Annotated in this window: 10 protein-coding genes; 1 reads left to right on the top strand and 9 read right to left on the bottom strand. The window is 31.8% G+C overall.

The genetic code is table 11. The annotated features are described in order from the left end of the window. Positions 1-41 precede the first annotated feature (41 nt). From G9F70_RS13770 to G9F70_RS13790, 5 genes are all read right to left on the bottom strand, one after another. Positions 42-1358 (bottom strand): nucleotide sugar dehydrogenase, encoded by a 1317-nt coding sequence (locus G9F70_RS13770; RefSeq protein ID WP_164943535.1) that lies wholly within the window; start codon positions 1356-1358, stop codon positions 42-44. Positions 1359-1403: 45 nt separating this feature from the next. Then, a complete protein-coding gene (locus G9F70_RS13775) occupies positions 1404-3245 on the bottom strand; it encodes a polysaccharide biosynthesis protein (protein WP_164943536.1) in 1842 nt (613 codons plus the stop codon). Positions 3246-3641: 396 nt separating this feature from the next. Continuing rightward, the gene (locus G9F70_RS13780; protein WP_164943537.1) at positions 3642-5105 is read right to left on the bottom strand and encodes an N-acetylglucosaminidase; all 1464 of its coding nucleotides are present in this window, start codon (positions 5103-5105) and stop codon (positions 3642-3644) included. Positions 5106-5282: 177 nt separating this feature from the next. After that, positions 5283-6353 (bottom strand): tetratricopeptide repeat protein, encoded by a 1071-nt coding sequence (locus G9F70_RS13785; protein ID WP_164943538.1) that lies wholly within the window; start codon positions 6351-6353, stop codon positions 5283-5285. A gap of 121 nt (positions 6354-6474) precedes the next feature. After that, positions 6475-8208 (bottom strand): phospho-sugar mutase, encoded by a 1734-nt coding sequence (locus tag G9F70_RS13790; protein ID WP_164943539.1) that lies wholly within the window; start codon positions 8206-8208, stop codon positions 6475-6477. A 357-nt stretch (positions 8209-8565) separates the two neighbouring features. On the opposite strand from G9F70_RS13790, the gene G9F70_RS13795 reads away from it, so the two are divergent. Continuing rightward, entirely contained in the window at positions 8566-10056 is a 1491-nt protein-coding gene (locus tag G9F70_RS13795; protein ID WP_164943540.1) for an aminotransferase class I/II-fold pyridoxal phosphate-dependent enzyme, read from the top strand. A 19-nt stretch (positions 10057-10075) separates the two neighbouring features. Here the strand turns inward: G9F70_RS13795 and G9F70_RS13800 are convergent, their stop codons facing one another. From G9F70_RS13800 to G9F70_RS13815, 4 genes are all read right to left on the bottom strand, one after another. After that, on the bottom strand, positions 10076-10921 hold the full coding sequence (locus G9F70_RS13800; protein WP_164943541.1) for a hypothetical protein: 846 nt from the start codon (positions 10919-10921) through the stop codon (positions 10076-10078). 255 nt (positions 10922-11176) lie between these two features. Further along, positions 11177-11755 (bottom strand): indolepyruvate oxidoreductase subunit beta, encoded by a 579-nt coding sequence (locus tag G9F70_RS13805; RefSeq protein ID WP_164943542.1) that lies wholly within the window; start codon positions 11753-11755, stop codon positions 11177-11179. Between the two features lie 2 nt (positions 11756-11757). After that, entirely contained in the window at positions 11758-13524 is a 1767-nt protein-coding gene (gene iorA, locus G9F70_RS13810; RefSeq protein WP_164943543.1) for an indolepyruvate ferredoxin oxidoreductase subunit alpha, read from the bottom strand. Positions 13525-13680: 156 nt separating this feature from the next. Then, positions 13681-14577 carry a phosphate butyryltransferase gene (locus G9F70_RS13815; RefSeq protein WP_164943544.1) on the bottom strand — a complete coding sequence of 299 codons (897 nt, stop codon included), beginning with the start codon at positions 14575-14577 and terminating at the stop codon, positions 13681-13683. Between the last annotated feature and the right edge of the window lie 27 nt (positions 14578-14604).

The raw sequence follows: 14604 nt of genomic DNA on the forward strand, positions 1-14604 counted from the left end.
TTTGCATGCCATAATTTTTTTGCGCATTATTTCATTTACTCTTAAAGTTTATTAATTTTTTCTCTATTGTTTACAACATGCTTTGTCGCGTTTCTAGTATCATATAATAAACTAGCTTTAGCTACAATTTGTTCATAATCGTAAGAACTATGATCCGTAGTTATTATCACTATATCTGCATTTGTTATTTCTTTTTCCCAATTTACAGTTATGTATTCTTTGCCTTTATGGCTGAATTTTGGGATAAATGGATCGTTTATGATAATGTCTGCACCATTCTTTTCTAATTGATCAATAACCTTTAATGTTGGTGATTCTCTCATATCATCTATATCTTTCTTATAAGCTGCACCCATAAGAAGAACTTTTGCTCCATTTAGTGCCTTTTTTTGACCATTTAAAAGTTTCATAACATTTTCAAGCACAAATTCAGGCATATAATCGTTAATTATACCTGAAGCTTCTATTAACTTTGTATGATAATCAAACTCTTTTGCCTTCCACTCAAGGTAGAATGGATCAAGTGGTATACAATGCCCACCAAGTCCTGGACCTGGGTAGAATGGCATAAAACCATATGGTTTAGTTTTCGCTGCATCTATTACTTCCCAAATATCAATATTCATTCTTTTACACAAAATAGCCATTTCATTTGCTAGCGCTATATTTACATTTCTGAAAGTGTTTTCAAGAATTTTTTCCATTTCAGCTACTGCTGGAGAAGACACTTCCATTATATCTCCCTCTAGCACACTTCTGTATAACATCCCTGCAACTTCGGTACATTCTTTAGTACATCCTCCAACTATCTTTGGAGTGTTTTTTGTATTAAATTCTTTATTACCTGGATCAATTCGTTCAGGAGAGAATGCGAGGAAAAAGTCAACTCCACATTTTAAACCTGATTCTTCTAGAATTGGTTTTAAAACTTCCTCAGTTGTTCCTGGGTATGTAGTACTTTCAAGTACTACAAGCATTCCCCTATGCAAATATTTAGCTACACTTTTAGTTGAATCCACTACATATGATAAATCTGGTTGTTTATATAAATCTAGTGGTGTAGGTACCGCAATACATACTGTATCAACGTCAGCAACAAAGCTAAAATCTGTAGTTGCTTTCAATTTTCCTTCCTCCACTAATGCCTTTAAATCTGAATCTACAATATCGCCAATGTAATTACGTCCTTCATTTACCATTTGAACCTTTTTATCTTGAACATCAAAGCCTATTACTTCATATCCTACCTTAGCTTTTTCTACAGCTAGCGGCAATCCCACATAGCCAAGGCCTACTACACCAAGTTTAGCTGTTTTGTTTTTTAATTTTAACAATAATTCGTCTTTATATTGAGACATTTTATTACCTCCTATAACCTTAAAGGTCTAATTAAATCAGTTTTTTTAGTTCATCTTCCTTTTATAAGTAGGAACTTTTTCTTCCATTAAAGCAAATACAGCTTCTTTATCTCTTCCTACCACATTTTTAAAATCCTCAATAGATTTTTCAATAAAATCTATATCATTTCCAATAGGTTTTTCAACGTAAATTTTATTATGTGAAGTGGATGTTAATGCTACTTCATCCATAAGAAGCTCTTCATAAAGTTTTTCTCCTGGTCTTAGTCCAATAAATTCAATTTTTATATCTACATCTGGTTCAAGCCCTGAAAGAGTTATTAACCCTCTTGCTAAATCAACTATTTTTACTGGTTCACCCATATCTAAAACAAATATTTCTCCACCCTTTGCCATGCCTCCAGCTTGAATTACTAATTGTGCAGCTTCTGGTATTGTCATAAAGAACCTATTTATATCAGGGTGCATAACTGTTACCGGTCCCCCATGAGCTATTTGTTTTTTAAATAATGGTATTACTGAACCATTACTTCCTAAAACATTACCAAATCTTACAGCCACATATTCAGTGTCGCTAATTGTATCAAAGGCCTGAATTATGAGCTCACAAAATCTCTTAGTGGCTCCCATAATATTTGTAGGATTTACCGCTTTATCTGTACTAATTTGAACAAATCTCTTAACACCAGCTTCATGACTACATTTTACCACATTATAAGTTCCTATTACATTATTCTTAATAGCTTCTGCTGGGTTATTCTCCATAAGTGGCACATGTTTGTGAGCCGCTGCATGGAATACTACATCCGGTTTATGGTTTTCAAAAATTTCTTTTAATCTATCAATATCTCTAACAGATGCAATAATAAACTCTTTATTTAACTGCGGAAATTCGTAGTTAAGTTCCATCTGTAAGTCATAAGCATTGTTTTCATAAATGTCCAAAACTATTAGTTTTTTAGGGTTAAACTTAGCAATTTGCCTGCATAGTTCAGAACCTATAGAACCTCCACCACCTGTAACTAATATTGTTTTACCTTTAATATATTTATCAATATCTTCGGTACTTAATTTAACTGGATCTCTTCCTAAAAGATCTTCAATATTTACATCGCGAAGCTCACTAATGTTTACTTTTTCATCTACAATCTCATAAATACCAGGAATTGTTTTTAACTTGCATTTAGTCTTTTTGCAGATGTTTAGTATTTCTGTTTTGGTTTTAAAATCTGCTGAAGGCATGGTAATAATTATTTCCTCAACGGCCTCTTGCTGGCAAATAGAAATTATCTTATCTCTACCACCTAATACCTTAATGCCATTGATTATTTTATCCTTTTTAGAAGAATCATCATCAATTAATCCAACAATATAATATTTAAGTTCGCTATGCTTACTAATCTCTTTTACTAAAAGTGCACCTGCATCGCCCGCACCTACAATAAGAATGTTTACGTTATTATCACACTGCTTATTTTCACCTTTTTTTTGCTCTGATATTCTATATATGATTCTAATTCCACCTAAGGTAATTATGCATAGAAGCCAAAATATAATATGCACAGTAAAAGGGAATCTATAGTAGGCACTTTTAAATAAGATATAACTAACTAAATAACTATAAATTACAAATGCTACATTTGCCAGGGATATTGAATATACTATAGAAAACAACTCTTTGATAGAAGCATATTTCCATATACTTCGATACAATTTGAATATTTTATTAAAGCCTATTATTAAAATTAGCACTGGAACAATTGAAAGTTTAAAAAATTGAAGGTCTTTACCGGGGATATTAAAATCAAATTTCAACAGTAGAGATATATATAATGATGCCAAAACACAAACAATATCCACCGCAAAAACCCTTCTATCAGTTTTCATGAAGTTCACATCCTCTATTTAGTTTTAAATCCTTTGCCATTCTCCTTAATCATTTTACCTCATTTCTAAAATTATTCAACATATTTTTTCTACTTCTATTATGAGATATCTTTGCATGTATTATTATATCCTAAAACCTTGTTTTTGTATAATTAAATGGAGTTTATTAACTATTTATTTATATTTTCTCAACATATAGCTGTTTAATCTGGTTAAATCATCATCTGCGGTGCTGCAAAAATAAAGAACAACCAGAGCAATTAATAATTGCTGGTTGTCCTTTATTTTTATTAAATTACAAATTTAACGACATTTCAGAAGGAAGTCTCCCACTTCTATAAGTGGGAGACTAAATATTCTTCTGAAGTCGTTAATTACAGCTCCGCAGGAGATGATTTAATATATGTAATTAGGAACATCAAAATACAAATTACTATTTGAAAAACTATCCGTAATAGTTTTTATACTTTTTGTTTGTTTATTAGCCCAACCTATGTCCGTTGCGTATTGATGTGTTCCTGCAATGCCTGGATTCCATCTCATTTTATATAAGGTGTTTTGGCTATTACTCGAATTATTGATATAATATTTAGAAATCCAATTTGCGCCCCCATCAACTGCTTGTCCAACGCTAAACCAACCATTTGTATATGCATATTCACTACCCAGTCTTGTAGGGTCTGCGTCATATGCCCCAATACCAAACATATTATAGGTTACCTTAGGAGATACAGGTTTCCCCTTTACTTGTGTTACTATAACTCCACTTGCTAAACTAGATTTACCATATCCAGTTTCCAAAAAAGCATGTGATATCAAATATGCCGGACTAACATTATATGTTGCACAAGAATCTGAGAATGCTTGTCCCTTTCCACTTAATACTCCTTTGCCTTGCAAAACACTATTAATATCATTAACAGAAATTCCTTTAGTATAATTTAGTTTTAAAAACTGATACTTTCCTTCTCCATTTAAAAAATTTCTAGGATCCATATAGTACTTTATTTCATTCCTATTAGCCAGTATCCATTTACCTGATGTATCTGTTACTGAAGCCTTTAGTCCATACTGAATATCTGTTATATTATCTAGGGAATAATTATAATTTGTTAAACTAGTATTAGACTTAGTAATATTTATTACTTTTAACTTCCAGCCTTCATAGGCTGCTGCATGAGTATCCTTAGCAACTTTAGCCCAAAGTGTAGAATTTGCAGACATAGCCCAAACATCTATAACATATATCCCTACTTCCGTAGGCTGCCACAGGATTTTGCCCTCAGAATAATCGGTAAGGTGGGTTGTCCATTGATTCTTTGTGGCGTTATAAACATTTAACTTATATTTATAGGGTGCTTGCATACCACTAATATTTTCGATGCCATTTATTTCAACCTTGTCACCCAACATGTATTCGTCTTTGGAAGTTTGAATATCTCCATCTAAATATACCCTATTATTATCATCTCTATTAACACAATTTAGATTTGCTATGTAAAAACTATCATAATCTGCATTTGAACCTTTTGCTCTTGCCCAAATAGATACTTTGTACTTTCCTAACTTAAATATTTTTTGGGGGCTTATCTCATAGGGAATTTGTGCATTTATAAATCCTGTATAACCTGATGTAAGTTCTGTCCATAGCTTTGTATTTTCTTCATATAAAAATATTTTATACTGAACTTCCTGTGCATTCTTGGAAGTTATATAAAACTTCTCTTTGTCACCTTCTATTAATGGTGAATGTGAAACTCCAATAAATGATACAACAGGTTTTTCCAAAGCTGATGCAGATTTTGGGCATAAAATAATAAGACTGACTGTTAATATAATTACCGATAAAATTTTTTTCAATTTAAAACACTCCTCACATAAATACATTGCTATTTTCTTCGGTTATTTTTTGATTTTCTTTAATGCTTTCCATGATATTTATTTAATAACGTTATAAAAAATATTAAATTGAGTTATTGCGCAAAAAAAAGCCTTTTTTACTTGGCTTTTTTTTACAATACCATCTAAATATCACAATTATTTACTATCGGCCAATAGATCTTCTAACTGAATTACGATTTCATCTAGTGGAGCTATTTTTTTAGCCATATCTAAATGCACTCTAGCATTATCAAAGTCTTTAATATTTATATAGCACATAATAAGATTTGTACATACCTCTATGGATTTTGTAACCTCAAATGCCTCCCTAAAATACCTTATGGCAAGCTCGTAATTTTCAAGACATGCATAGTTAATTCCATACTCAATTACTACCTCAATTAAATCATTTTCTATTGCTACTGCCTCATTCAAATAGTATATAGCCTTCTCATAATTTTGTAGAATTCTATAAGCTACAGCACTGTGATAATATATATCTGGTCTATCTCCTAATTGTTCCATTAGTGGTATTAAAATTTGGAGTGCATCTTTAGGACTTGTGGGTATTAGTTCCTTTGCCTTTTGAAAACTTGCTATAGTTTTTAAATTGCTTTTGTGCTCAATTACCTCTGTTGTTAGTTCTCCACCACTTTCAACATATTTATTTATAGCAATGTACGCTGCATCATGATCCATTTCACTATTAAAAACTAATGACTCATATAGATATGGATTACTGTAATTAGTGATTTTTTTAGCCTTTTCTACAAGTTTTAATTGTTCCTGCTTGAACATGCTATTAGTGGATCTTAATTTATCCACGAGCAAAAAAATTTTATCGTAATTTTCAGTATTTTCTTCTATAGTCAATAACCCTTTTAAAATAATATATGCTTCTTCATAATTTTCATTTTGGATTTCTTTAAAGACCACACCTTTAATAAATCCTATTGAATTTGGAATAGTATTTATAATTTTTTTATACTCTTCAGTATATTTAAAGTGTTCATCTGCTCCTAAAACATAAAACATCCCTTCGATAAATAGATTAACTGGTATATTATCAAAATCCTCTTTTTTCTTTACTTTTTCTATTATCTCATTAGTTCTCACTGGGAAGTATATGTCATCCGAAATGACAAAATCATTGATTTTACTATTCTTCTTAATTTCTAAAAAAAGAAGTGCTGATAATTTTTCCGAAAAATATGTTTTTATGTCCATGCTTACACCTTCCTACTAATCTTAAATATTTATACTACGCGTACTCGTCTTAATAATAATATACTGAGGGTAATTTGTAAACCGCCGTAGTGGACTTTAGGCTTATATTAATATACCGTTTTTAATTTATGTATGATTCATTAACTATTGACATAACATTTTCTTTGAGCCGAATTATTTTTTCAGCTGTATTTTCTAAAGAGTTTCCTTTAACAGATAAATATATTTTCATTTTTGGCTCAGTACCAGAAGGCCTAGCTACAAACCAAGAACCATCCTCCAAAACAAACTTTAATACATTTGATTTTGGAAGTTCTATTATTTTCTGACTGTGCACTATTAAATCCACCTCTAACCCAGATCTATAGTCCATTTTTTTTACAATTTTATTTTCTCCTAGGTTTTCCTTCATTGAAGACCTTAAATGTTCTAATATATTACTTATTTTTTCTGCACCATCTTTTCCTTTTAGTTCTATTGAAACTAAACTTTCTTCGTAGTATCCATGTTCATTATAAATATCCATCAGTGCATCGTACAAACTCTTACCTTTATTTTTATAGTAAAGTGTCATCTCACAAATTAGCATCGCTGCTATAACTGCGTCTTTATCACGTACAAAATTTCCAGCTAAATATCCAAAACTTTCTTCAAACCCAAATATAAATTCTTTTTTACCTTTCAACTCAAACTCTTTAATTTTTTCCCCAATATATTTAAATCCTGTTAGCACATCTAATACTTCAACATTATATTTTCTACCAATGGCCTCTACCATATCTGTAGTAACAATGGTTTTTATTACCACACCATTGTTAGATAACTTATTAGTTTCACACAATGATTTTAAAATATAATTGCTTAATAATACACCTGTCTGATTTCCTGTAAGAACTTTATATTGACCCTTTTTATCTTTGACTACTACTCCGATTCGATCACAATCAGGGTCTGTTCCAAAAATTATGTCTGGATTAATGTCTTTTGCCATTTCAAGAGCTAATGTAAATACCTTTGGATCCTCTGGATTAGGATATGGTGCTGTTGGAAAATTTCCATTTGGCATTTCTTGTTTATTTACAACAAATACATTATCATAACCAAGTTCATTTAAAACTCTTCTCACAGGTACATTTCCTGAACCATGAATAGGCGTATAAATTACTTTTAAATCCTTGGCACATTGCGAAACTAAGTCTTTTCTCATAGTTAAATTCTTAACCTTAGTAATGTATGATAAATAAAGACTTTCTCCAATGATTTTTAGAATTCCATTTGTTTTAGCTTTGGAAATCTCCATAGTTTTCACTTTAGAAAAGTCTTTTATTCTCCCTGCACAGGTTATAATTTCATTTGCAACCTCATCAGTAACTTGTCCACCGTCATCCCCATAAACTTTATATCCATTATACTCTTTAGGATTATGCGAAGCAGTAATAACAATACCTGCTTTACACTTTAGTGCGCGGACAGCATAAGATAAAATCGGAGTTGGTGTTAAGTGCTCAAATAAATTAACAAAAATGCCATTACCACAAAGTGTTTTTGCAGCAGCTCCTGCAAATTCCTTTGACATATTTCTTGAATCATAAGCAATACTGACTGATATATTATCCTTATATTTTGAATTTAAATAGTCTGCCAGGCCTTGAGTAGCTTTGCCTATGGTATGTATATTCATTCTGTTTGTTCCTGCACCCATTACCCCTCTTAGTCCTCCTGTACCAAACTCTAAATCTTTGTAAAATCTATCTTCAATTTCTTTTTCATCTACTAAATGTTCTAACTCACTCTTTAATTCTAAATCTATGGAATTAGAGTTAATCCAACTTTTATATTTTTCTCTGTACGTCATATATTAGCCTCCTTAAATTCCTAAAAACAAATAACAACTTATAATTATTATCTCATATTATACTATCATAGCAATACAAATAGAAGTTACTTTTTATCAATAACCAATCTTTACCTATTTTGTTGTTTTTACTATTGTTTTAGAAAAATCTACATAATATACTACAGCGTTTATTTTTATTTTAAATTATTATTGCATTTGCATATTTTATCCTTTATAATTATAAATTGTTTGAATGAATATATTTCAAAAAATAATTTTTAATATTTGGAACATAAAAATAAATAAAATAGTATACTTACTCCACATTTATTTGCATGTACCTTAGTATAAGTTCCTTTGAAAGGGGTGTATAAATTGTATAGATTAAATCAAAATGAAACTCCATTATTTGATGCTCTAATGGAATATGTTAACAGAGATACCTTGCCGCTGCACGTACCTGGCCATAAAAAAGGAATAGGAGCCGATGAACAGTTTAGAAGTTTTATGGGGGATAACCCTTTTAAAATTGACGTTACAGTTTTTAAACTTGTTGATTCTTTTCATCACTCAACTGGGCCTATTAAAAAGGCTCAAGAATTAGCGGCAGATGCTTATGGTGCTGATGCTTCATTTTTCTCAGTTCATGGTACTTCAGGTGCTATTCAAGCTATGATTATGTCTGTAGTTGGATCTGGCGAAAAAATAATTGTGCCTAGAAATGTTCATAAATCTATAACCGGTGGCATAATACTTGCCGGTGCTGTCCCAGTTTATATGCAACCAGAACTAGATAAAAAAATAGGTGTCGCTCATGGAGTTTCACCAGAGACAGTAGAAGCAACCTTAAAGGAAAATCCTGATGCAAAAGCAGTACTTATAATTAATCCAACCTATTATGGAGTTTCCACTGATATTAAGAGCATTGCAGATATTGTTCACGAATACGACATTCCTCTTATAGTTGATGAAGCTCATGGGCCTCATCTTAAATTTAATGATAGATTACCAATGTCTGCCATGGAAGCTGGTGCAGATATATGCTGTCAAAGTACTCATAAAATTATTGGTTCCTTAACGCAAAGCTCTATGCTCCATGTTAATTCGAATCTTGTTAGCCCAGCTAGAGTTAAGCAACTAATAAACTTAATGCACACAACTTCACCTTCCTACATTCTAATGGCATCATTGGATTGTGCAAGAAGACAAATTGCATTGCATGGCGAAGAGCTTTTAGAGAAAACTATTGATTTATCCAATTATGTAAGAAGTGAAGTAAACAAAATTCCAGGACTTTATTGTTTTGGTGAAGAGGTCTTAGATGGTCTTGGTGCTTTCGCTATTGATCCAACTAAAATCACAATAACCTGTAGAGATTTAGGTATAACAGGTTATGACTTAGATATGATACTTTCTAACAAATATCATATACAAATGGAATTATCTGATCTTTATAACATACTCGCAGTTGGTTCCTTTGGTGATACTGAAGAGGGAATGGAGAAATTACTTACAGCTTTAAGAGAAATAAGTAATGAATACTATGGCAAAGGCATAAAAAAAGCCGATTTTATTGATATTCCTAGTATTCCAGATCAAGTTCAGATTCCTCGTGAGGCTTTCAACAGTGTAAATACTGCTGTAGAAATTAAAAAGAGTGTGGGCATGATAAGCGGAGAATTTTTAATGGCTTACCCACCTGGTATTCCAATACTTTGCCCTGGTGAGAGAATAACTCAAGAGATTATAGATTATGTTGAAAAATTAAAAGCAACTGGATTATATGTTCAAGGAACTGAAGATCCAGAAGTTGAATATATAAAAGTCGTTAGAGAAGAAGATGCTGTCTATATAACTGTTGAATAAATGTAAAAAGAACTCCAAATTAGGAGTTCTTTTTGCTTCTATTTAAATTTACTCTATAATCAATGTTTTCTTTTTCAATAGTGCCTAAGTACTTAAAATATTCAGTGTCTGACATTTTACTTATGATAATGCAAGTATCAACCAATTTATTAAAATACCCCATCATATAACTTATCTTCATTAATGGCTGCGTTAGTTTATGGTTAAATCTAATGGACATCTGTTTTCTCTTTTTTTCTGCAGTTTTTTTAATATTTGAATAACATCCACTTCCAGAGTCTATCAATTTTATCTTTTGTAGATTTATGCTTAAAGCCTCTCTATATATCGGTAATAGTTCTTCCAGCATATGCGCATTAAAATATTTTTTTTCTGTTTTATATTCCCCTGCTTTAGCCATAAGTTGTTTTAAAACCGCATTGTTATTTTTTCTAACACTAGGCAATTTAATAACAACTTGTTTTACTTGTTCCGAATCCACAATTCCTTCTTTAGTTAAGAAATCTAAACCCGCCTCCACTAATTTATAATCCTTCTTATCCTTTTCAATTGTACCATCCTCTTGAAATGCATTTACTATACAGGTTCTGCTTTCTGTATTATAAAATATATCTGAAAAATAGGCTAGTTTTGCTAGTCTTTCTTGTAGTGATTTTTCATTTACGATTTCATTTTTTTCATTAATATAAAGATACCCCAAATTTTCTTTTCGAAAATTTCTAAATAGTTTTTTAGAAAATGTAATTTCTCTATATAATATATTATTATATTCCAAAGGGTCAAATATCTTAACGACTTCACCTTTTTTTGTATATTGCTTTATAATTTCTAATATTTCTTTAGATGCTGGTGAGTATATTGGCATTTTTATTTCCCCCTCGTAGTCCTCTGGAGCACGAAACAATTATTTTGCCTCTTATCGCTCTCTGGTGTAGAACCTTTATTTATATTATATCAAATTTTTAGAAATATCCCACAAAAATATACTATTTTCTGCTTAGTACGCAATTTAAAATATATATTTGCATTATTAAGTAAATTACAATGAAAAATAAGAAACAAGAGCTTTAACCCAAAGCCCCTATTTCTTATTAAAAATTCACTAAAGTTACATCGTTAATTACTGAACACCCATACCTGCACTAAATGCCTTCTTGTTTATTTCTACAGCTTTAGGAGGTACTATATCACTAATAACTCCTTCCCAGTTTATATCTTGTAATTTAAGTACTTTAATTAATGCTCCTAGTAGAACTACATTTTGAGCTTTAATATTCCCAAGATTTTTAGCGATTCCAGCTGCATTAATAACTATTATGTTATTAACTACGTCACCTAATCTTTCGTTTACATTTTCAGGATATTTTTCTTTACCTATTAAAACTGGTATAGGATATATTTCATAATCATTGACTACCATATAACCATCTTTCTTTAAATAAGGCAAATATCTAGCTGCTTCACTTTTTTCGAAGGATACTATTACATCCACTTTACCTTTTTCTATTAGAGGTGAATAAATTTTTTCTCCAAATCTTACTTGAGTAGTAACACTTCCACCTCTTTGAGCCATGCCGTGAACTTCTGACATTTTTACATCATATCCACTTTTTAAAAGTCCTTCTGTCAAAATTTTAGATGCTAGAATAGTTCCTTGTCCACCTACACCTACAAATAATACATTTTTATTTTCGCGCATAATTATTCACCAACCTTTTCTATAGCTTTAAATGGGCATACTTGCATACATATTCCGCAGCCATTACACATGGTAGCGTCTATAGTTACAACTCCATTTTGGAATTTTATCGCCGGACAGCCTATTTTTAAACAAGCCTTACACTTTTTACATTTTTCTTGATCAATAACACATTTAATTCCTGCTCTAGCTTTAAGTACATCCTTAATTAATGCACAAGGTTGTTTTGTAATGATTACAAAGGGTTCTGTGCTAGCATGTGCTTCTTTCACTGCACTCTTAGTCTCATCTAGTTTATATGGATCTACTACTCTTATATTTTCTGCTTTAATACCACAGGCAAGAACTAACTGTTCAATATCAATCATAGGTGCGGGAGTTCCTTGAAGGGTTTTTCCTGTACCAGGATTTTCTTGATGTCCTGTCATACCAGTAATTCTATTATCCAAAATACAAGTAACTATCGGGGTATTATTATAAACTGCATTTATAAGCCCCGTTATTCCTGAATGGAAGAAAGTTGAGTCTCCAATAAAAGCAAAAACTTTTTTATCATCTCTACTGGCAACCATATTGGCTCTTTCAATTCCTGTACCTGCTGAAATTGAAGCACCCATACATATAACTGTATCTGTTACACTAAGAGGTGCTACCATGCCTAGTGTATAGCATCCTATATCACCAGATGATATTATATCTTTATATTTAGATACTTCATAAAAGATTCCTCTATGCGGGCAACCTGGGCATAATACTGGTGGTCTTGATGGAGCTTGTACATCTGTTTTATAAGTAAGGTCATTAACTTCACCTAGAATAGCCCTTCTTATTATGTCAGGATTTAATTCATCACAAATAGGAATTACTTCTTTTCCTATGCATTCAATTCCCATTGCTTTTATTTCAGTCTCTAAATATGGGTCATTCTCTTCTATTATATATAGTTTTTCAACCTTAGCTGCAAATTCTCTAATCATCTCATCTGGAAGAGGATAACTCATTCCTATTTTTAAGTAGCAAGCACTATCTCCAAAAACTTCTTTAGAGTATTGATAAGAAATACCACTGGTGATTATTCCTATTTTAGTATCTCCCATTTCTATTCTGTTTAAAGGTGAAGTATTAGAGTATTTTCTTAGTGCATCTAATCTTTCTTCTACTTCATAATGTTTAGATTTTGAATGCGCTGGCGTCATAATGTACTTCTTAATATTCTTTTCGTAAGGTTTAACTTCTACTGATTTTTTTTCTCCAAGTTCTAGTGCAGATTTAGAATGACATACTCTTGTAGTAACTCTAAATAAGACAAGCGTATCAAATTTTTCACTAATTTCATAAGCTGCTTTCATATAGTCTAAGCATTCTTGTGAATCAGATGGTTCTACCATTGCTACTTTAGCATGTGGTGCATAGTATCTATTATCCTGCTCATTTTGAGAGGAATGCATTCCAGGGTCATCTGCTGTAACCACAACAAATCCTCCGTTAACGCCTTCATAAGCCATTGTAAATAAAGGGTCAGCAGCTACATTTAATCCTACATGCTTCATAGTAGTGAGTGTTCTTGCTCCACCAATAGATGCACCGGATGCGACTTCGAATGCTACTTTTTCATTAGGTGCCCATTCTGCATAAACACCTTCATATTTCGCGAAGTTTTCTAGTATTTCTGTACTAGGTGTTCCTGGATAAGCTGAAGCTATATGGCATCCAGCTTCATAAGCACCTCTTGCAATTGCTTCATTACCTGACATTATTATTTTTTTCATATATTATATCCCCCTTGTATTACTTATGGGCACTAAACAATTATCAATTGTTTAGCCCCTTGCCTTTCTCATAAGTACTCAACAATTATTAATTGTTGAACCTCTTGTATCCCCCATGAGCACTTAACAATTATTAAATGTTAAACACCTTAATTTTTAAACTACCACTGCTCCAAGAGCTATAGAATATAATTTAGATTTTGCACTATCAGCCCTTGAAACCAATACTACTGGACATTTTGCTCCTACTATAATGCCCGCACTTTCAGCTTTTGCAAAATACGTAAGAGATTTACCTAAAAAGTTTCCAGCCTCTATATTTGGTACAAGTAAAATGTCACTATCACCAGCTACATCGCTAATAATACCCTTATGCTCTGCAGCCTCTTTTGAGATTGCATTGTCTAGCCCCAAAGGACCATCAATTAAACAACCTTTTATTTGCCCTCTTTTATTCATTAGTGATAGTGCCGCAGCATCTAATGTTGCCTGCATTGAAGGATTAACAACTTCCACAGCGCAAATAGGTGCAACCTTTGGAATATCTATTTGCAAGGCATGTGCCACATCTACTGCATTATTAATTATTTCAATTTTTTCTTTAAGTTCAGGACAAGTAACCATGCCTCCATCAGTTAAAAACAATAATTTGTGGTAAGCAGGTACATCATAAACCATAACATGTGATAAAAGTCCTTTGCCTCTTAAGTTGGCTTCTTTGTTTAACACTGCTTTTAATAAATCAGAAGTACCAAGCATCCCTTTCATGATGAAATGAGCCTCACCACTGGATACAAGTTCTACTGCTTTTGCTGCAGCTTTTATTATGTTTTTCTCATTTACAATTCTAATATTTTCAAGATTTAAATTTTGACTTAGTGCAATTTCCACTATTTTATCTTCATCACCAACTAATATGGCATCAACAATTTGTAGTTTAACTGCTTCTACCACCGCCTTTAAAACTATGCTATCTTGTGCTACAGCTACTGATAATATTTTTTTTTCTTTACCTATAGCAAGTTCTATTAACTCATCAAGTCTTTTAATCATGATTTAACCCCTTTCTCTTAACATACA

The organism is Clostridium sp. FP1 (genome assembly GCF_011065975.2).
GTDB classification, from domain to species: Bacteria; Bacillota; Clostridia; order Clostridiales; family Clostridiaceae; genus Clostridium_AD; species Clostridium_AD tagluense.